The organism is Vibrio rotiferianus (assembly GCF_002214395.1).
In the GTDB taxonomy this organism is placed as follows: Bacteria; Pseudomonadota; Gammaproteobacteria; order Enterobacterales; family Vibrionaceae; genus Vibrio; species Vibrio rotiferianus.
Map to the genome: position 1 here is coordinate 1,594,959 of NZ_CP018311.1, position 19,378 is coordinate 1,614,336.

16 protein-coding genes are annotated in these 19,378 nt (G+C 43.0%); 5 read left to right on the plus strand and 11 right to left on the minus strand.

What is annotated here, in order from left to right:
- Nucleotide 1: 1 nt before the first annotated feature.
- Entirely contained in the window at nucleotides 2–1,075 is a 1,074-nt protein-coding gene (locus tag BSZ04_RS07485) for a tetratricopeptide repeat protein (RefSeq protein ID WP_088880031.1), read from the plus strand.
- On the opposite strand, the gene BSZ04_RS07490 is transcribed toward BSZ04_RS07485, so the two are convergent.
- Nucleotides 1,072–2,697 carry a VRR-NUC domain-containing protein gene (locus BSZ04_RS07490; protein ID WP_088880032.1) on the minus strand — a complete coding sequence of 542 codons (1,626 nt, stop codon included), beginning with the start codon at nucleotides 2,695–2,697 and terminating at the stop codon, nucleotides 1,072–1,074. The two genes, BSZ04_RS07485 and BSZ04_RS07490, sit on opposite strands and share 4 nt — an antisense overlap.
- A gap of 95 nt (nucleotides 2,698–2,792) precedes the next feature.
- The gene (locus BSZ04_RS07495) at nucleotides 2,793–4,025 is read right to left on the minus strand and encodes an L-lactate MFS transporter (RefSeq protein ID WP_010452181.1); all 1,233 of its coding nucleotides are present in this window, start codon (nucleotides 4,023–4,025) and stop codon (nucleotides 2,793–2,795) included.
- 576 nt (nucleotides 4,026–4,601) lie between these two features.
- On the opposite strand from BSZ04_RS07495, the gene BSZ04_RS07500 reads away from it, so the two are divergent.
- Nucleotides 4,602–4,958, plus strand: coding sequence for a hypothetical protein (locus BSZ04_RS07500; protein WP_005447150.1), 357 nt, complete (start codon nucleotides 4,602–4,604; stop codon nucleotides 4,956–4,958).
- A 65-nt stretch (nucleotides 4,959–5,023) separates the two neighbouring features.
- Here the strand turns inward: BSZ04_RS07500 and BSZ04_RS07505 are convergent, their stop codons facing one another.
- From BSZ04_RS07505 to BSZ04_RS07520, 4 genes are all read right to left on the minus strand, one after another.
- Nucleotides 5,024–6,892: a M48 family metallopeptidase gene (locus BSZ04_RS07505; RefSeq protein WP_088880033.1), complete on the minus strand. Its 1,869-nt coding sequence runs from the start codon at nucleotides 6,890–6,892 to the stop codon at nucleotides 5,024–5,026.
- Nucleotides 6,892–7,482: a LemA family protein gene (locus BSZ04_RS07510; RefSeq protein WP_071234391.1), complete on the minus strand. Its 591-nt coding sequence runs from the start codon at nucleotides 7,480–7,482 to the stop codon at nucleotides 6,892–6,894. The genes BSZ04_RS07505 and BSZ04_RS07510 overlap by 1 nt, the downstream gene beginning before the upstream one ends.
- Nucleotides 7,483–7,710: 228 nt before the next feature.
- Nucleotides 7,711–9,078 carry an anaerobic C4-dicarboxylate transporter DcuC gene (gene dcuC, locus BSZ04_RS07515; RefSeq protein WP_010452174.1) on the minus strand — a complete coding sequence of 456 codons (1,368 nt, stop codon included), beginning with the start codon at nucleotides 9,076–9,078 and terminating at the stop codon, nucleotides 7,711–7,713.
- 375 nt (nucleotides 9,079–9,453) lie between these two features.
- Nucleotides 9,454–10,578, minus strand: coding sequence for an acyl-CoA desaturase (locus BSZ04_RS07520; RefSeq protein ID WP_088880035.1), 1,125 nt, complete (start codon nucleotides 10,576–10,578; stop codon nucleotides 9,454–9,456).
- Nucleotides 10,579–10,869: 291 nt separating this feature from the next.
- Here BSZ04_RS07520 and BSZ04_RS07525 point away from each other — a divergent pair, with 291 nt between their 5' ends.
- Together BSZ04_RS07525 and BSZ04_RS07530 are read left to right on the plus strand one after the other, a co-directional pair.
- Entirely contained in the window at nucleotides 10,870–11,418 is a 549-nt protein-coding gene (locus BSZ04_RS07525; protein WP_010452170.1) for a GNAT family N-acetyltransferase, read from the plus strand.
- 243 nt (nucleotides 11,419–11,661) lie between these two features.
- Nucleotides 11,662–13,707, plus strand: coding sequence for a hybrid sensor histidine kinase/response regulator (locus BSZ04_RS07530; protein ID WP_088880250.1), 2,046 nt, complete (start codon nucleotides 11,662–11,664; stop codon nucleotides 13,705–13,707).
- 46 nt (nucleotides 13,708–13,753) lie between these two features.
- Here BSZ04_RS07530 and cqsA read toward each other — a convergent pair whose 3' ends face one another.
- Nucleotides 13,754–14,935, minus strand: a complete 1,182-nt coding sequence (gene cqsA / locus BSZ04_RS07535; RefSeq protein WP_088880036.1) for an alpha-hydroxyketone-type quorum-sensing autoinducer synthase — start codon at nucleotides 14,933–14,935, stop codon at nucleotides 13,754–13,756.
- Between the two features lie 296 nt (nucleotides 14,936–15,231).
- A complete protein-coding gene (gene ylqF, locus BSZ04_RS07540) occupies nucleotides 15,232–16,176 on the minus strand; it encodes a ribosome biogenesis GTPase YlqF (RefSeq protein ID WP_088880037.1) in 945 nt (314 codons plus the stop codon).
- Nucleotides 16,177–16,774: 598 nt separating this feature from the next.
- Between ylqF and BSZ04_RS07545 the strand changes: the two genes are divergently transcribed.
- Nucleotides 16,775–17,845, plus strand: a complete 1,071-nt coding sequence (locus BSZ04_RS07545) for a lipocalin-like domain-containing protein (protein WP_088880038.1) — start codon at nucleotides 16,775–16,777, stop codon at nucleotides 17,843–17,845.
- A 31-nt stretch (nucleotides 17,846–17,876) separates the two neighbouring features.
- On the opposite strand, the gene BSZ04_RS07550 is transcribed toward BSZ04_RS07545, so the two are convergent.
- The 3 genes from BSZ04_RS07550 to BSZ04_RS25365 all read right to left on the minus strand — a co-directional run bounded on the left by BSZ04_RS07550 (nucleotide 17,877) and on the right by BSZ04_RS25365 (nucleotide 19,312).
- Nucleotides 17,877–18,767, minus strand: a complete 891-nt coding sequence (locus tag BSZ04_RS07550) for a LysR family transcriptional regulator (RefSeq protein ID WP_161493755.1) — start codon at nucleotides 18,765–18,767, stop codon at nucleotides 17,877–17,879.
- A 99-nt stretch (nucleotides 18,768–18,866) separates the two neighbouring features.
- The gene (locus BSZ04_RS07555) at nucleotides 18,867–19,148 is read right to left on the minus strand and encodes a hypothetical protein (RefSeq protein WP_088880040.1); all 282 of its coding nucleotides are present in this window, start codon (nucleotides 19,146–19,148) and stop codon (nucleotides 18,867–18,869) included.
- Between the two features lie 32 nt (nucleotides 19,149–19,180).
- A complete protein-coding gene (locus BSZ04_RS25365) occupies nucleotides 19,181–19,312 on the minus strand; it encodes a hypothetical protein (RefSeq protein WP_269456886.1) in 132 nt (43 codons plus the stop codon).
- Nucleotides 19,313–19,378: the final 66 nt, after the last annotated feature.

The following is a 19,378-nucleotide window of genomic DNA, read 5'->3' on the forward strand; positions in this document are numbered from 1 at the left end:
TATGACATTCTCAAAAACGTTATTAGCTGTCGCTTTAGGTCTCACCGCAAGCCAATCTGTTGCCGCGCAGGATGAAACCTTGCTCGCACCAGACCAAGTCTCTTCAGCGATCGTGACAAGCGCTCAAAAAGCAAACTCGGCACAGATGTCACCACAGCAAGTGATTGCGAAGTGGTCTTATCAAGCACAAGACGTGAAACAGCCAGTAGAAAAGCGCATTGAAGCGTTGCATGAGCTGGCGAAATACCCAAGTCAAAACGCGCTGGTGGCGGTTGCACGCAGCCTTCAAGACCAAGCCCCTGCAGTTCGTGAGGCTGCGATTGTCGGAGCAGAACCTTACACGATTGAACATCGCTGGCGCATGATTGAGCCACTGTTGAGTGATCCAGAGGCGATGGTTCGTATTACAGCTGCGACCAACTTAGTGCGTGACTTTTCTAACGTGAGCAGCGAGCAACAGCAAACGCTTGAAGCCCCGATTGCTGAACTGATCAGCTACTTAGAGCACAAGAAAGACGACGGCTCTAAACTGCTGTTAGCGGATGTCTATCGTTGGCACCATGAATGGAATAAAGCAGATAAAATCTATCAAGTTTTAGTGACCAATCAGCCGGAGAATCCACAAATCTGGTTAAGCTTGGCGGACAACTACCGAGCTCAGCAACGCGATGCCGATGCAGTAAAGACGCTGGATTCTGCAATTAAGCTTCATCCTGATAATGCTTCTTTGCATTACTCGAAAGCGCTGACATTAGTGCGTCTGGATGAGAAGAAGAATGCAGCGACAGAAATCGAAAAAGCGGCCAAGATGGCGAAAGATAACAGCTACTATTGGTACCTTAATGGTGTACTGCAAGAGGACTACAACCTAGACAAATCGGTGAAGTCTTTTGAGCAAGCGTATTTGATCTCTGGTGCGCCAGAGCAGCTTTATGCGGTTTGCGACATTTATGTTCGTTACGACAACCCGAAAACAGATGAGTGCTTGGGCGAACTAGAGAAAGTCGCACCAAGCTACGTGATTGATCAATTGAAAGAGAAGAAAGGGCAGAAGAACGCCAAAGTAAACCGCTAAAGCTCTTTTGGCTCTGCCGTTACATAACAGACTGAGAACGGTACATTGAGGCGATTGAACTCCTTGATCCAACGCCATTGGTTATCTTGGAGTTTATCGCCCGGACCTTTCACTTCTATCCATTCAAATTTCCCATCTTTAAATGCAATCAAATCCGGCATGCCGTTTCGATAGAGTTTTAGGTCGCTTAACTGCACGTTAAACAGTTCGACCAACAGGTCATTAGGGATATGTTCAAGAGCTAGGGACAGCAACTCTTCGTTCATGTATGCCCAACTGACGAAGGGATTACTGATCCCAACTTTATCTCGGTATGTATCAAACAACGCCTGCGTATTCCCTTGTTGAACCTGCTCAAGCGCATTGTCGATAAGCTGCTTTCTTTTATCGGCAAAATCGGCGTGATACAAATCCAATGGTCGATGCTGATAAGCGTTTATGAATGCGCCTTCGATTGGTGCGAATATCGCATCCCACAAAGCTAGCCCTAACAGGCTGTTGAGAAGAGTATTCTCGGAATAGAAAACGGTCCAACCTAAACTTTCGAAATGCGCTTTGGTTGCCAGCTCCACACGTTGCTGGGAGAGATCCAATTCGATGTGATATTCGTTGCATTTTGGCTTAGTAGTTCTCGGGATTTTGAAGCCTTGTTTACGCTTAACGCGTTGCTCAAGCTTTTGTGCGACTTCAAGCTCGGAGACATCAATAGGGTGATCGAGCATTTTGGTGACAATGTCACTAAATAAATCATCTCGTTCCAGCTTGTCATACATGCGAGCGCGACGTTCTCGGCTAGGGGCGAGTGTCGTTGTTTCAAACAATGCAATTGCAATCCCAAGTTCGTTTATGCGTTCGTAATCACGGGCAATGTCGTTAATCATGTGCTCACGTTTACGGTCGACGTAGCGATGTTCAACCCGTTCTGGCATCGCTTCGATAAGAATATCGAGGTTATCTTTTTGTTTTCTTTCGCATTGCCAATAAAGGTTGGAGAGCTGGCTGAGCTCAATAAGACGGTCGATTTGCTCTCTGCTCTCGAAAAATCGACGTGCTTTACTTAACTGGTATTGTTCGAATTGGTGTAAGCCTAAATCATCGAGCACGAACTGGCTGAGGTCTTGATGGGTATTAGCAAAAAACAGCGTCAGCAAAACATCAATCATGTGTGCGGAGTTAAGCTTAATCACCGTGAAATCCAGAGCCTCAAATAGCTCGAAACGCTCTTCACTCAGGCATGCCACTAATGCCTCTTTCTTGAGGGATTTGGGATGCTCAGGGTAGAGCGTGACGATCTCAGGCTTGGTCAGTAGATTCGCTGCTAATTCTTGCGTTGTTAGGTCAGGGGAGAGCGAGACAAAATCATGAGCTGCCAATTCATCCAAAGCAGACTGGATATTCTCGATTTCTTGATAGTTGAGTTTGTCGCTGCGAAACCAGCAACCTTTACGGCTGTATAGGCGAACAAGAAGGCACTGTGCGGGTTTGTTCAAGCTCTCAAATGCGGATAGCCATTGGTGCTCATCTGAGCAAAGTAAGTCGCTGTACCATTCTGTAGCGTGCTGAGTGAGTTTAAAGAAGTTATCGAGATAGTAATCTGGCGCGAGTTCGACGGTGTTTTCCATAACCAACTAACAATAAAAAAGGCTTAACCCATAGGTTAAGCCTTTTTCGAATCAATTTCTGCAGATCTATTAGATAAATAGAACTGGACTGGCGATTAAGCGTTTTTCAGTTGCGCTACTTTCGCTTCAGTCAGTGGCTTAGTGATGAACGCTAGTACGATACATACCGCCATCATTGCCGCCGAGATAGTGTAAGCAAGCGTGTAACCGTCGCCGTTAGTCATTGAGAAACCAACAACAGCAGCACCGATTGCACCACCGATACCCCATGCTGTGTATAGCACGCCGTAGTTAGTACCGTAGTTCTTCAGACCGTAGAATTCAGCCGTTAGAGTAGGGAATACTGCTAGAAGCGTACCGTAACCTACTGCTGCGATTGCTGTACCGATGATCAGCGTGAACTCAGTTTTGAACGTTGCGAACAGAACCATGTTGATGCCCTGTAGAACGAACGCTAGAAGAAGAGTACGAACGCCACCGATCTTGTCTGCAAGCATACCTGCTGCTACACGACCACCTGAGTTAAATACCGCAAGGATAGACGCTAGGTAAACCGCGTTTGGTAGGTTCGCTTGAACGCTTGCGATAGTCGTGATGTTACCTATGATCATAAGACCAACAGAAGCTGCGAACGCGTACATGATCCATAGAGAGTAGAACTGTGGCGTTTTAAGCATTGCTTTCCAAGTTAGGTCGTCAGACTTCTTCACAACCTTAGGCGCTTGACCTTCTTTTACTTTAGGTTCAGCTGGCGTGTAATCCGCTGGTGGGTTGTTGATTGTTGCTGCTAGAGGAACAGCGATAGCAAGGATACCAACACCAAGAACTAGGAAGCTCGTTTGGATGCCCATGCTGTCGATCAGCGCAGAAGTCACAGGAGCTAGGTAGATAGCTGCTAGACCGAAACCTGCTGCGATGATGCCGTTAACCATACCTTTCTTAGATGCGTGGAACCACTTCATTGCTGAAGGAGAAAGACACGCGTAACCAAAACCGATACCTGCACCAGTGATCACACCGAAAGTGATGTTCAGCATTAGTGGTGAGTTAACAAAACCAGACGCGATCATGCCTAGACCTGTTAGAACAGTACCTAGGATTAGGATCAAACGTGGACCCATACGGTCTTGAAGAATACCTGCAACAAGAAGACAGATAGAGAAAGTAATAGTTGCAGTCGCGTAAGGTGCAGATGCTTCTGCTGCGCTCCAGCCTGACTCAGTCACTAGTGCTTTGTTGAATACACTCCAAGCATACAGGATGCCAAGACAAAGGTTGATACAGAATCCTGCTAGCAGGATGCGCATAGCTTTATCAATCTTGCTCATTTTTGTTCTCAGTAATACCTCTTGGCGGATAGCAAAGAGGGGGCGGTTTAAAGATATGGTTTGCTCAAAATAAGTTTGCGTTTTTCAACACACAACGTAATGAGCGCGGATTATAACCAATAAATGTGTGATTGGAATCTCTTTTTACCCTTATGACTAAAAATAATTTGAAACATTAAAAATTTTTGTAATAGGATGGTTTTGTATATGAAGAAAATGTTGATCTAACGTAAAGAATCGTTGACTTGGTAGTGAGATCCTAAGTGAAACAAGGTTTATAGAGTGAAGCTAAGTGTTTGGCTCACAGTTTAAGCAAAAAGTTTCAAAATATTTTAGTGTTAATGTTCTGTAACAAAAGTGGGTAAAATAGAGACTGTTTTCTGTAAGTTCAGGATCTAAAGGGTTTATAAATTAGAGAATGTTAAATGGTTGTAATAACTTGATTCGAGAAAGGAGGTTGAACATAAAATGAGCGAAAAATGTGCTTGTAATTGCTAAATAGATGAGCAAAATAGGGCGCAAAATGAGTTTTCATTAATGAAAGGATGCTTTTCTCTACTTGTAGTGAGGTGACTTATGAAATTGTTCCTATTACTTATGGCTTCTGTTTCTGCAGGTGTCGCATCAGCAGATCACATCCATTCATTCATGCTAGGTCTTTCTATTGCATCGCTTGCAGTAGGTAGCTGCTACTTCTTCGCATTCCGTAGTTCGCGTTTCCCACAGCTTGCTTTGTTCTTACTGATCTGTGGCATGTTATCTAAATTGACGATTACGGTAATTGGCGTGATGTGGGGTATGTCAGCAGAGCTGATTACTTCTCCTATCGTGTTTGCTTTGTCTTACTTGTTCTTCTCACTAGCCGTGACCTACTTGTGGTTCAGCTATCGTCAAAGCATCACTAAGATTCCAGAGCGCTTTAAAGCTGCTTAATCAGCGTCACTTATAGCCGAATACAAAAACGCCAGCGATCATCGCTGGCGTTTTACTTTCTGTGTTTACAGCGTCACAGTAAGCGGTGGCTCTGGTACTTCCAAGAAGCACGCTATCACTCGGTACAATTCGCCTTCTGCAACGGTGATCTGACCGTCAGACTCAATTGCTAAACGACATGCTTTGACGAACAAAATACGCTGTTTAGGATTAAGTTGTAGTAAAAGTTCTAACGCTGCTCGGCTTAATCTCCAGTCTTGGTTAGCGTCTGGCAACTGAGTTTTCGGTAGGCCTAAAGAGGTGAGCGCACTGTTGAAAGCATATTGTGCTTTGTCTTTTTCTGAGTGACTTACCCAGGCTAACTCTCTCAGGAGCCAATGAACACTCTCCATCAATTGCATCAGTGATTTACTCTGGCGAGTAAAAGCAAATGAGGTAAGTAATTGCTTTTCCAGTAAGTTAATGACACACCACTCTCCAAGTGAGTAGTGATTATCGGTTTGGGATAATTCTCGTAGCACTTGGCATAGTCTGTTCTTTTGACCTTCACTGAGTGCTTTGAGGGCAGGGACTGCAAGCTCTAATAGAGGGAGACGCAGATATGTTGGCAGTTCGTAGTCCAACCACGGTAAAAGTTTTGCGTGTGAAACCATAGGAATGTGACCTTTGATCATCTCACGCTGCACATCACTGCCATCAAAGATCAGCAGCAATGCAATAAAGCGAGAGCTGTAGGGCTCACGTGCAATATCGACTAAGTCTTGTGGTAATTGGCTGATGAGCAGTCTACCTGTTTCACTCAACTCCGAAGAAGTTGGCGTTTCGACTCGAGTCTTAAGATCTTGAGAGCCAAAATCGGCATCCGACGCAAACCCACTGACTTGTCCAGTTTCAAACGCTGAAGTTTGGCGCTGACTTCCGCGCGAAAAGCTGCCATCCCAACTTGGCTCGATACGGCGAATTCGTTCTTCGAGAGGCGGGTGAGTAGCGAATAAGCCAGTGAAGCCAGACAAACTGCTTTGCCCAAACATCATGTGGCTCATTTGGCTACTTGCTTTCGCTTTTAGGCTTGAGCCAGATGCATGACCGCCAATCTTCTTCAACGCACCTGAAATCCCTTGGTCATTTCGAGTAAACTGCACTGCACTCGCATCAGCTAAGAATTCGCGTTGACGCGAGATGGCTGCTTTGATCATCGAGCCGAATAAAGTACCAACCCAACCAAGAACTAAACACACGATCGCGATCAGCATGATTACCGCAAAACCTTTATCTGAATCGGAAGAGCTTCTTGATACGCGACTGGTGTGGTGAGTGTTATCTAACACCAAATGACCGAAATGGGCAATGCAAGTGATGCCGAACAGAACACCAATTAGACGTGTGTTCATGCGCATGTCACCGTTTAAGATGTGGCTGAACTCATGAGCAATCACGCCTTGTAATTCATCGCGTGTGAAGGTGTCTAGTGCGCCTTGCGTGACACCGATTACAGCATCATCGATACTCATCCCTGCGGCAAACGCGTTGATACCTCGTTCTTCCTGCATCACATAAACAGGAGGAACGGGAATCCCTGAAGCAATCGACATTTCCTCCACTACGTTAAGAAGTCGCCTGTGTTTGGCATCTATCGTGTTAGAGGAAATCAGCTTGCCACCGATGCTTTCAGCTACGCCTCGGCCGCCGTTCGAAGATAGGTCAGATAGGCGAATCATCGAGCTAATTGCAACGATCAACACGACACCCGCAAAGCACAATAAGACATAGCTAATGGCAGTGTGTTGATTAAATGGCTCACCGGTCACCCCGTAGTAAATACCAATCGATAGGACGCTGACCAAACCCGTGATGACGAATACCGCTAAGGAAAACAGAAACACCAAAAGCCCGGTACGCTGACGTGCGGTATCTTGATGGTCGAAAAAATCCATTAGAACTCAACCTTTGGCGCTTCTTGGATTGCTTCGCTGTCTGCAAACTCCAGCAACTTACCGTCTTGGAAGCCAAACATATTGGCAAACAAGACTGGTGGGAAAGTCTGTTTGTAAGTGTTGTAGCTGGTAACAGCATCATTGAAAGCTTGGCGAGCAAAAGCGACCTTATTCTCTGTGCTGGTCAGCTCTTCTTGCAGCTGGGTCATGGTTTCGTTGGCTTTCAGCTCTGGGTAGGCTTCAACCACTACATTCAACTTACCTAGCGCATTTTGTAGCATGCCTTCTGCTTGTGCCAGTTGGTTAATTGCCGCATCGCTGTCTGGCGCATCACTTGCTGCTTTCAAGCCAGAAATAGCCTGGTTACGCGCTTGGATGACACGCTCAAAGGTTTCTTTTTCATGCTCCATGTAACCTTTTGCTGTGCTCACAAGGTTTGGGATCAAGTCGTAACGACGTTTTAGCTGAACCTCAATCTGAGCAAAGCTGTTTTTAAAGCGATTACGTAGCGTCACTAGTTTGTTGTAAATGCTGACCGCAAACACTGCGATAAGCAAAATGATGATGATAAAAACAATAAGTGAAGTCATAGTAAGTTCCATTTTGTGAATGTATTTGGACTTTATATAAGTAGTTGAGATATTAAGCAAATTAGACTTACTTATAATGTGCAATATTATGTAATTATTGGATGTGTTGCGTATTCAGTACGAGGTGTCAAAGAGAAGAGAAAGGTAATGACGAGGTATATGGAGTAGAAATAAAAAAGCCCGACAAAACTGCCGAGCTTTTACGAACTAGATGATTGTGATTAGCACTTATGCCGTCATTGGTACAAGCACCATAGTACCGATGATCACGGTAATCAGACCCGCTAGAACTGGCACTGATGTACGTTTTACTACCTCAAACGGGCTGATGTTTGCCATACCAGAAGTCGCAACGATTACACCAGATACTGGCGAGATAGTACGACCGAGGTTAGATGCTTGAAGCATTGGGATGATTAGGAACGCAGGGTTTAAACCCATCTTCGCAGCCAGTGAAGGAGCAAGTTCTACGAACGCGTAGAATGGTGCGTTACCAGAACCTGTTGCGATTGCCGCTGCAACAGTAAGGCCAGTTAGGAGCAGCATCAGAGCAACGCCGCCTGCACCAGCGTTATCTGCTAGGTGAAGTAGGTTGTCGATTGCACCGATAGACATTAAACCTTGCGCGAATACGCCCGCAGCTACCAACAGCATTACTACGCCTTTGAACGCATCCGCCATACCCGCGTAACATGAGTCTAGATCTTCAAGAGATTTCTTGCCATCGAACTTGTTCACAACGTAGTGAATAATGGCGCCCAAGAAAATTGAACCAACTACGATGGTGTAAATATCTAGGCTTAGACCAGGGATTGTGCGGCCGTTGAATAGGAATACACCGATGATTGGTAGGAAAGGTAGCACGGCATAAAATGCTGGCGCATCTGCTTTAATTTCAGATACGTCGATTCTCTCCATCGGAGTATTTTCTTTCTTGTCTAGGTATTTGTTCCAGAAGAAGGCCGCCGCTGCCATTACGATGATTGCGCAAATAGAAACAGGAAGTACGGTTTGAACTGCAAATACGTCAAGAGCCAGACCAGATTTTTCAGCGGCGATAACCACATCACCTGATGTTGGTGAAAGGATGATTGCTGCTGGTGAAGCACACACTGCTACGGCTGCAGGGCGAGAGATGCCCATTGCCGTCATCATTGGGAATAGGGTAGCCATCAATAGCACGCCTAGACCTGTTGCTGAACTCACTGCAAGAGACATCAAACATGCCACGATGTAAGCCGCTACCAAAAGGACGTATGGAGACTTGATAACAGAAAGCGGTTTAGAGAACTGTTTTACTACTACATTGTTTGCGCCGATGTGCGTCATGTAAGACGCGAAACCGCAAAGTAGCATGATTTGCATACCAAGACCGCCACCACGGTATTGAAGCATGTATTTTACGTACTCTAGTGCGTCCGTCACCATATTACCCGTTGAGGTTACTTTTGATGGCAGAACGTCATGGCCAAGAATGCCAGTCATAAGAAGCAAACTAATACCTGCGGTTAATAACACGCCAGCAGCTTTATAGCCTTTGACGATGAAATAACCCACAGCAATGGTCACTGCTAAGCCAATTAAGAGCTCTAACATAGGGTTGTCTCCAAATATTATGAACAAAAGAAAGAAACTGTTTCAGTTTATGTCTGGGAATTTACAGAATTCTTTCCTGTGGCACGAGACTAAATTGGAGCTAGCATGATCTAAAACAAATAATAGATTAATAAATAATTGCGTTGGATTATATTGTTTAAATTACGTTTTTCAGGTGTTATGTACTGGTTTTGTTGTTTTTAATGAAACGAAAATATGAACAATTTGTTGAATAAAAATCGCACGAAATGATTAAAAAGTGGGAAAAACAATAGTTCGAGCTGGATCACGTTAAAGAAGCTTGGTTGAACAAAAAAGCTCCGAATGAACGGAGCTTTTGTTTAGACGTCTTTATATTGAAGCGCGAGTTACACGTTATGCGTAGCGTCGAACTAAGAGGTTCCAACTGCGTTGTTGACGTTCAAATTCTTCCTTAATTTGTTCGTATTTCAGCTTTGATACTGAACGTTCGTACTTTTTCACTACCGTTGCTGTTTTCTCACCCAGCACTTCTTTACGTGCTTCGTAATATTCTTGCATGTGGTGTACAAGTGCATCGAATTCCTTCTGAAGCTGATCTCTAATCGATTGGCTATTTGGCTTACTCTCTAGTTTCTCTTTGGCTTTCTTCAATAATTGAGTTGCTCGTGCTTTCTCAATACGAAATGTCGAGGTCGTGCGAAGCTTCGTCGTCAAACCTAACCAAGAACATGATTTGATTAGCCATTTGGTTGGATCGTAGTGCCACCAGTAGACGCCATTGCGGTAATCGTTCTCAAAGATGTGGTGAAAGTTATGATAGCCCTCACCAAAGGTAAAGAATGCCAAAATGCCGTTATCGCGAGCGGTGTTTTTGTCGGTGAAAGTCTGCTTGCCCCAAACGTGTGCCAGCGAATTGATGAAGAAAGTAGTGTGATGGCTCAAGAATAGGCGAGCGGCACCAACGATCAAGAACATTCCCCAGATATCGCCGTAAATAAGCCCAAGCGCAAGAGGGAAGCCGATGTTGGTCACGATAGCCAAAAGAACATAATACTTGTGTTGCCACACAACGATTTTGTCGCGCTTCAAATCGCGACAATTGGTGTACTCGCTTTCCTTTGAATGATTGTAGTCACGAAGCATCCAACCAATATGTGAATACCAAAAACCGCGCTTAGCTGAGTAGGGGTCTTTGTCGTTGTCGTCGACATGTTTGTGGTGAACTCTATGATCAGATGACCAATGCATAGCACTGTTTTGTAGAGAGAAAGCACCACCGATGGCAAAGATGAATCGTAAAACTGGGTGAGCTTCGTAGGTTTTGTGACTCCAAAGGCGGTGATAGCCCGCTGTAATAGAGAGGTTGGTGAAACTAAAGGCAATAATGCCCCAGATTAGATGTTCCCAACCTAAACTGTAGCGGTATGCATACCAAGGTAGTACAACAAAGGTGAGAATGAAACTGGCAGAAAATATCAAAATATTCAACCAGATGAGTGGTGGTTTATTATGCTTCACAATGTGCCCCTAACTTTGAGCTAACAACTGTACGCTAGAATATCAGCGTACACGTGTAAGTCAAATCATAGTTATTTGACTTTGTTTCGAGATGTGACAGTTCTATCACTAAAAGAAATGTCGCATTATTGGCAGCTTAGAGTGGGATATTTTGCTTTTAAATGAATAATGAGTAGTATTAATCAATGAGCTGAGGCGTTAGGTTTGAAGTATCTACCAATAATTAGCGGTATATGAGGTGGAAAATGCCAACGCTAGCTAGAGAAGCAATAGAAAACATAGGAATACGTAATGGAATTACGAGTAGCGGAATATAAGGATTATGAACGCATAGCGCAGTTACATGCGGACAGTTGGAAGCGTCACTACCGTGGTGTTTTGAGTGACAGTTACTTAGATAGTGAAGCCATCGACGACAAATTGTTGATATGGCAAACGCGCTTAACCAATCCACCATTTAACCAACATATCGTTTTAGCCGAAGAGGGCGGTCTTCTTCTTGGTTTTGTTTGTGTGTTTGGCAATCACGACTTTGAGCGTGGTAGTTTTATTGAGGCTTTGCATGTTGATGATGGCTATCGCGGTCGTGGGATAGGAAAGCAGCTTTTGTTAGCTGTTGCTGAGTGGCATCAACAATACTTTAAAGACAGCGGCCTTTACTTGGAGGTCGTGTCTCAAAATACGCAAGCAGTCGAGTTCTATCGACATCTTGGTGGTCAGGAATGTAAAGAACGAAACTGGCGAGCTCCAGGCGGTAGTGAAGTATTAGAAAAAGTGTTTCGATGGACGAATGCTCAGTCATTAGTGTCTGGGATAGAAGAGCACGTCGTTTACTCCTGATTTTTAAGAGTATTGCCCCAACAACAAAGCAGCCAAGAGCTGCTTTTTTTGTTTCTCTCATCTAATATTACTGCTTAAAAAGCACTCAAATAAACAATAGTTCTCAAATAGAAAACACGTGTCACAAACAAAAGAAAGAGCGCTGCGCTGCATCACTGTATTAACTGATATATAATTAGTTCTAGAGTTGTTATGTCTATAATTTCAATGAAATAGGTTTAAATGGGTCGTTGGCACGATAGTATGGATGCATTGCGTAAGGTATACCAGTATGCAGAGCCGAATCTGACGTTAGTTGGTTGGATGGGGTTTGTTGGCTTTCCGACGTACTTTATTGTATGGGAGTACTTGTTCCCACAGCCATACGAAAACTTACCGCTGCGCTTGTTTTGCTCACTTCTATTTCTCGGGATTATCGTTAGAAACAAATTAAGCTCTCGCCTAAAAGCAAACATGCATTGGTACTATCAGTTTGCTATAACCCTTTGCTTACCATTTTTCTTTTTCTATATGTTGCTGATGAATGATTGGTCCAATGTTTGGGTTATGTCATTTATGTCGGCGATTTTTTTGCATATCCTTTTGGTCCATATCACTCGAGTGATGTTTATCCAAACGTTCGTTGGGGTTTTTCTGGCTACGTTTTTTGCGTGGGCCTCGAAAGGGTTTCACCTGCATATAACGATGGATTGGACTCATGTTCCGATCTTTTTGTTTATCTATCTTTTTGGCAATCTATTTTATTTTAGAAACCAAGTTGAACATGAAGCGAAAGTATCAATAGCTAAGTCATTTGGAGCGGGGATTGCTCACGAAATGCGTAACCCGTTAAGCGGGCTTTGCTCTTCCATCGATGTGATGCAGTCAATTATTCCAGATCCAAAACAAGAGAAAAAAGACACTTATCAACTGTCCATTGAAGATATTGAGTTATTGCGCGAGATTAGCGATGACGCAATGAAAATGATTCAGTCAGGTAATGAGACTATCGATTTGTTGCTGACATCAATAGATGAGAATAGAGTTTCTCGCGCTACCTTTAAAAAGCATAATGTCCAACAAGTGATTGAAAATGCAATTGAAAGTTTCAGTTACAAGCGAGCGTCAGATAGGGCGGCAATATCAATCGATATCCGGAGTAGCTTTGACTTTTTAGGTAGTGACACTTTGTTAAAGTACGTAGTTTACAACCTATTTAAAAATGCATTTCATCATCGCAGTTCAGAAGACTTCCATATTCACGTGACCGTTGAGTCGAACGATAATGCCAACCGCATTGTTGTTACTGATAATGGGGCTGGGATCTCGGTTGATGCTCTTGAAAACATTTTTAGGGACTTCTATACAACTGGTAAATCTGGAAATTATGGGCTTGGCTTACCATTTTGTAAGAAGGTCATGCGCTCCTTCGGTGGTGATATTAAATGTGTCTCTGAGCTTGGAGAGTGGTCTCAATTTACGCTGACATTTCCTCTTCTTAATTCGCCAGTAGTAGAAGAAATAAAGGATGAGTTAATCAAGTTGAAATCAATACTGTTGATATCTAACCAAAAGATCCTAGTGAGTAAGGCGACAGACTTAAGTCGTCACATGGGGTTTCAGTTTGATGTTATTAATACGTTGGATGTCTTCAATAAGAAAGAGTACGAGTTCGAGTATGACGTGATTTTTGTCGACCTTGAAAGTATTGATATCCGAGGAACACAGCTGGATAGAATTGAATCACTTCTATCATTTACAGAAGGGCGAATTGTTTACTTATTCCAGCAGCATTCACCATCTCGTCCAATTAAGGCTGGTTATTTCCCTATCTGGATGGAGACTCAAGCTTGGTTACTAAACACTTACACGACGATCGAACGGTTATTGTTTGATGTTGATTATGAGTCTGCTGCGGCCCCTATTCGAGAAATAGAGCACGATAACAGAAGGACTATCATGGTCGTTGACGATAATGAATCGCTACGAAAGTTCACCGCGTTGTTGTTAGAAAAGCAGGGGTTTGATGTTATTCAGAAAGAAGATGGCGAACAAGCACTGGAAGCTTTGAGTTCTGAAAGTATTGATTTAATTTTAATGGATATTGAAATGCCAGTGATGGATGGGATTGAAACATCGCGCAAGATTCGTAGTTCGAAGTGTGCTTACTCGACGATTCCAATTATTGCACATACAGGTGATAGCTCACCGGTGACACTTGAAAAGATAGAGTCATCAGGCATGTCTGATTTTATCGTCAAGCCAGCTGATAAAGCTCGATTGTTTGACAAAATTGCTCATTGGATATAGAGCTCAGCGAACTGAGCTCCGAGCTTATTCGTACTAAAACAGTTATTTAGACAAATTCTAGTTCAGGGTTATTGAAAGCCTTTTCGCACACGGCCAATACGTGTTCGACTTGAGCTGTTGTGATATCAGCGTTGATAGAAAAACGAATGATATTCTTGTTTTTTCCTGTAGCTGGTCGACAGAAAACGGCTCCAAATACATCATGTTCCTCTAAAAAGTCCCTCACTCTTTCCGTGTTCTCTTCGCTTCCACATTCCAAAGCAATGATCTGTGATTCACTACGAATCTGAAATCCAATCTGCTTTAGTCCGGTTCTTAAAGATGATGAACGTGCAAACAAAGCTTTTCGTTTGTCATCCGCACTTTTAATAACGTTCAGCGTAGATTCCAAGCGGACAACTTCTTGAGGAAGAATTGTCGAGCTAAAAATAGCAGGATACGCAACAAACGGGAGCGATTGAGATAGCTTTTGCGGGCCCAAGATTGCGCCTGCCCGATAAGCAAATGTTTTGGCTAAGCTAACCGTAATAAAATCTACTTTACTCGTTAAACCAAGTGCTTTTACCAGCCCGGCTCCTGCAGGGCCATGTGTACCTAATGAATGTGACTCATCGACGATAAGAGCACAGTTTGATTCAGAAGCAATTTCGTAGATTGTTTCGAGGGGCGCTATGGTTCCAATAGTGCTGTAAATAGAATCAACGATAATAATGCCCTCACCGTGTCGCTTGATTTGCTTTTGAAGGTGGTTCATGTTGTTGTGCATGAACGGGCGAATTTCAGCTCCAGCGATACGAGCTCCCTCCCACAATGACATGTGGGCGAAGAAGTCGATATAGACGGGATTTTGTGGTGCACATATCGTTTGTAACAAGCCAACATTTGCAGCCCAACCTGATTGGGACAATAAACAACTTTCCATTCCCGTAAAATCAGCAAGTTGCTGTTCAAATTTAGGCTTAGATTGTTCATCTTGTAAAAAAATCGCCGACATTACGACGTTATCATCATCTTCTGATATAGCGTGCTGGTGGTCAGATTGAATCTGTCGGTTGCTTGACAAGGATAGGTAGTCGTTACTTTGCATCACCACTGAACTATCCGTTGGGCGTTTTCCTAGTACAAGGTGTTTTTTGTTTTGATTTTTTGCTATTAAATCATGGATGTAAAAGTCCAGACGCTCCTCAACAAAGGAAGGAAGTGGTTTTATTTTAGCTTTGTCACTCATAATATACTCTCTTCGTTATACAGAAAACGTCAGCGCTGACACTGTGTATGATCCGTATTGTGAGAGAAGTGTCATTACCCAAGTTGCATAAGTTTGAGAGCCCATGCAAACTCAATATTTAAGGCTTTAACTATGCTAAATCGCATATAGGCTTGTGGGGATGCAATCTACTTATACAGGCAGTCTAAGGTGACTTTTTGAGGCCAGATAGGCGAACTGGTTAGTGTTGATTTTGGGTTTCATTGTGACAAAAAAAGCGCGATGACTCGCGCTTTTAATTGTACTTGAGAGTATTTTTATCGCTTATTACGAAGGTAACGCTTACGACGCTCTTCTTTACGTTTCGCTTTCTCTTCTTCTTTGCGAGCAGTTTCGATTTCTACTTCGATTAGCTCTTGAATAATCATCTCTGGTAGCTCAAGAGTAATTTGACCCAGTGTGCCTTGACGAAGTTCGTGAAGAAGGATTTCCGATACTTTGTGAAGGTCTACTCGTCCGCCAGCACGCAATGCACCACGGCGACGACCGATCTCTTCCATGATCTCGATATCCGATTGTGGCAGTTCGTCGATTTGGTAACGCTCTTTTAGCTTTTCAGGGTAGTGAGCCGCTAGGTATTCCACCGTGTAGAAGGCTACTTCATCGTATTCCATTGCCGTATCTTTAACTGCACCAGTCGCAGCTAAGCGGAAACCACTGTGCGGGTTTTCTACTTTTGGCCACAAAATCCCAGGAGTGTCAGATAGTACTATTCCGTTTTGAAGGTTAATACGTTGCTGACGGCGAGTTACTGCAGGCTGGTTGCCTGTTACTGCAATGGTACGGCCCGCAAGTGTATTGATAATGGTCGACTTCCCAACATTAGGAATACCCATGATCATGGTACGAATGTTCTTACCAATTTCTTCACGATGCGGAGCAAGTTTACGTACCAACTCCATAATTTTTTGGACTTCAGACTGTTGAGAGGTAGTAATGGCAATCGCTTTTACGTTGTGCTCTTTCTCGAAGTGGTCAATCCAAACTTGAGTCAACTCCGGATCTGCAAGATCGCGTTTGTTAAGCACTTTTACTACAGGCTTATCTCCCTTGAGTTCCGCAATCATAGGGTTTTCACTACTAAAAGGGATACGAGCATCAAGCACTTCAATAATGACATCAATTTGAGGGATCGCTTCTGCAATCTCTTTTTGGGCTTTATGCATGTGGCCCGGAAACCACTGGATAGAGTTGTTAACCATTTGAATATATAACCTTTAGTAATTCTCAATCTTGCTATGACATATAAAGAGAGCGTCGGTAATACCGTAAGCACAAGAGGTAGCTACGTCGTCGCATAATTAGGTAATTCTAACACGGAAAGTTGGTTTGACCTTGTATAGTTGCTTGTTTCACTATCCGGGTGTACAAAAACTGTGCTTGTCGGAGTGAAATCGTCGACAGATCTCAAAGTAAGTCTGCTAAATATTTCGTTATAGCGTACTGCCTCAACTGTATTGATCCAAGTGATTGAAATTAAAATTTTTTGTACAAAAAGTGTACGCCTTCACTATGCGATGGCTTTGTTGCGTAATTCGATAGAACTAAATAAGGAAGTTACTATCCGTCCAGCTACATCAGTTACGCATCTTAGCCTTATGCCAAAATCTCGTTACAGAGCAACAAACTAGAAACACGACAATAAAGCCATTCTGCGCTAGCGATAACCCCAAAAAACTATACTGGAGCCGTTGTTCCCATTATTTGCGAAAGTGTTTCCCATTTCTTCATATTTTTCATAACTGAATTATCTTGAATACTGACCTTACTGAATCAACGAAACAACAATAAAGGTCAATTATGAAAATTACTAACCCTATGCCATATGATTTTAATAACTGGACGCGTGGAAACGCAGTAGAAGAGTGGGGCCCACATATTCCCCAAGATACTTGGTTTTTAGAATGGCGTTGGTACACGGGTAACCTAGTAGGTGTAGATGGTGCTCGATACTTCATCTACCTAATTTTCCAACCAGGTGGTCATGGCTTCTATGCGCCAATTAACGCGGAAACGGGTAGAGACTACAAAATGGATGCACCTCTGACGTCGGTATTCTATCGCTTAACTAATGTCGATACTGGTGAAACAGTTTTCTACCATCAGGAATATACAGACATCAGCTACGACGATTTGTACGACGTTGAAACGAAGACTTGGCGTTACTCTGGTGAGAACTTCTCTGCAACTTTAAGTTGGGATGGAGACAACATGCACTTAACTGCACAAGATGAATCAGGTGTAATTGAGCTTAGCGCTAAAGGGGAAGCTCGTTGGTATAATGATCCAGCGTTAGATAAAGAAGGCTTTATGCGTGAAGGTGCCGGTTCAACATTGTACTACTCATGTCCAAACATGCCTTCTCATGGCCACTATGTAAAGCGTGAAGGTGATAAAGAAACACGTGTAGAGTTCGATGGTCGCGGTTGGCTAGATAATCAAGTATGTGACTTGGTGGACCCTAACTCAATCAAATGGGAATGGACTGGCTTGTTATTTGCGGACGGCGATCGTATCAACCTGTACAATTTCTTCCACGATGATCTTCAAATGTGTACGTGGTTCAAAGCTGATGGAACACGTGAGCAAACGGATGTAGGCTTTACTCAAAAACAAAATGGTTATACGAAACTTGAGTCAGGTATTTGGGTGTCATATGGCTGGGACTTTGAGATTCCGGTTAAGGGTAAAAAATACAGAGTTGAGCCTTGCTGTCCAAACTTGATGCCAGCTATGGGGAAACCAGGTGGTATGTTGGAAACTATTGGTAAGTTGTTTGATGAAAATGGTGTTCAAGTTGGCTGGGCAACAACAGAATCTATGGACGTCACTGAATTAGACAATGGTCCGAATGGTAGTCGCCAACTATAATGGATTAAGGTTCTACCTAGTTAGCGTATCGCTAGCTAGGTAGAAACTCTTGAGCTGAAGTCACTAAAAACTCAATGAGTGTTTTTAATGATGAAGATTGATATTGGTGATTTGGGTACAATAACCAGATGTCTGTATTGAAAGTGTACTCTTTCTCCAATAGTTGTACGAGTTTTCCTTGTTTAATGTCTTCTTCACATATAATCCAAGGAAGTAATGCAACGCCTTGTCCTAGCAATGTTGCTTGATGAATTAAACTGATATCATTTGAAACAAAATTACCCTGTCTTTTTTCAGTTTCGAGGTCAGCACTTTCCCAAATTGATTCTATTTTATTGTCGGAATCGCGAAATCTTAAGCAATTATGATCTTGAATATCCTGAATGGACTGAGGGAAGGTGTGTGACTTTAGGTAATCAGGCGATGCTACGATTACCCGCTTCATTGTGAGTAACTTTCGACACTTCAAATTAGAATCATTTTGATCCCCAACTTTAATTGCCAAATCAATACCATTTTCAATTAATCCAATATTTTGGCTTTCTACCACAAGATCAAGCGATATGTTTGGATGGATTGTCTGGAATTCATTGAGATAAGGAAGTAGAGGTATTGCTGCGGGAAGCAATTGAATTCGGATTTTTCCTTCTAATGCAGTATGGCGGCTGGTTAACTCTTCGATAGCACTGTCTAAGTTTGAACATATCGACTTCGTTCGTTGGTAGAAAATTTCCCCCGCTTCAGTGGGTACAACGACACGAGTGGTTCGCTTAAAAAGAGAAACATTTAACTCTTCTTCTAGCTGAATAATTCTTCTACTGACATTGGTTACTGGTAACTCTAAGCTTTTTGCTGCAGCGGAAAAGCCACCGCATTCAACAACACTATGAAAAATCCTCAGTACATTGACGTTTATATTCATGCCAGTATTCATATTTGTAGAACGAATTGTTTGTTTATTATACGCATCAAGAGGTGTATTGGTATTGAATTAACGGTTTGCAGGACATAACCAGTAATTTTACTGGCTATGTGTATCACGTGATAGGCGCAATGCTTTTTCTTTTGCGATGGTTTGGTAGCCGTGCTCTATCAGTACATCTACCTGATTGGGTTCTAGTGTGAAGTTGGTAGGGATCGCATTTATAAACTTTTGATTTTCAGCGTCAGTCAGATTGATATCGATAAAGTGTGTTTTGCGCCCAGGCTGGGCATGCTGCCAATTCTCTAACTCTTCTTGAACCAGCAATTTAATCATATCGTTATAACGATGAAGCTGGATGCTGGTAATTGCCCCTACCATTGCGCTTGCTTTTGGTGTTGACGGTTTACTATCTATGTCCCTGTTGGGGGGTAGGTAGAAGCTTGATTACAACCAAGCAAACTTAAAGAAAGCGTGACTAAGCAGAGATGTTGTGAGTTCATGTTCATGTTCATGTTCATGTTCATGTTCATGTTCATGTTCATGTGATGGTCCTTAAATTTTTATCACATACTACAATTGAACAGCGTTCGAACAATTATCTATATTCA

Bases quoted from the DNA above. Each gene is read 5' to 3' on its own strand.
- BSZ04_RS07485 (WP_088880031.1), top strand. From the start codon at position 2: ATGACATTCTCAAAAACGTTATTAGCTGTCGCTTTAGGTCTCACCGCA.
- BSZ04_RS07490 (WP_088880032.1), bottom strand. From the start codon at position 2,697: ATGGAAAACACCGTCGAACTCGCGCCAGATTACTATCTCGATAACTTC.
- BSZ04_RS07495 (WP_010452181.1), bottom strand. From the start codon at position 4,025: ATGAGCAAGATTGATAAAGCTATGCGCATCCTGCTAGCAGGATTCTGT.
- BSZ04_RS07500 (WP_005447150.1), top strand. From the start codon at position 4,602: ATGAAATTGTTCCTATTACTTATGGCTTCTGTTTCTGCAGGTGTCGCA.
- BSZ04_RS07505 (WP_088880033.1), bottom strand. From the start codon at position 6,892: ATGGATTTTTTCGACCATCAAGATACCGCACGTCAGCGTACCGGGCTT.
- BSZ04_RS07510 (WP_071234391.1), bottom strand. From the start codon at position 7,482: ATGACTTCACTTATTGTTTTTATCATCATCATTTTGCTTATCGCAGTG.
- dcuC (WP_010452174.1), bottom strand. From the start codon at position 9,078: ATGTTAGAGCTCTTAATTGGCTTAGCAGTGACCATTGCTGTGGGTTAT.
- BSZ04_RS07525 (WP_010452170.1), top strand. From the start codon at position 10,870: ATGGAATTACGAGTAGCGGAATATAAGGATTATGAACGCATAGCGCAG.
- BSZ04_RS07530 (WP_088880250.1), top strand. From the start codon at position 11,662: ATGGATGCATTGCGTAAGGTATACCAGTATGCAGAGCCGAATCTGACG.
- cqsA (WP_088880036.1), bottom strand. From the start codon at position 14,935: ATGAGTGACAAAGCTAAAATAAAACCACTTCCTTCCTTTGTTGAGGAG.
- ylqF (WP_088880037.1), bottom strand. From the start codon at position 16,176: ATGGTTAACAACTCTATCCAGTGGTTTCCGGGCCACATGCATAAAGCC.
- BSZ04_RS07545 (WP_088880038.1), top strand. From the start codon at position 16,775: ATGAAAATTACTAACCCTATGCCATATGATTTTAATAACTGGACGCGT.
- BSZ04_RS07550 (WP_161493755.1), bottom strand. From the start codon at position 18,767: ATGAATATAAACGTCAATGTACTGAGGATTTTTCATAGTGTTGTTGAA.
- BSZ04_RS07555 (WP_088880040.1), bottom strand. From the start codon at position 19,148: ATGGTAGGGGCAATTACCAGCATCCAGCTTCATCGTTATAACGATATG.
- BSZ04_RS25365 (WP_269456886.1), bottom strand. From the start codon at position 19,312: ATGAACATGAACATGAACATGAACATGAACATGAACATGAACATGAAC.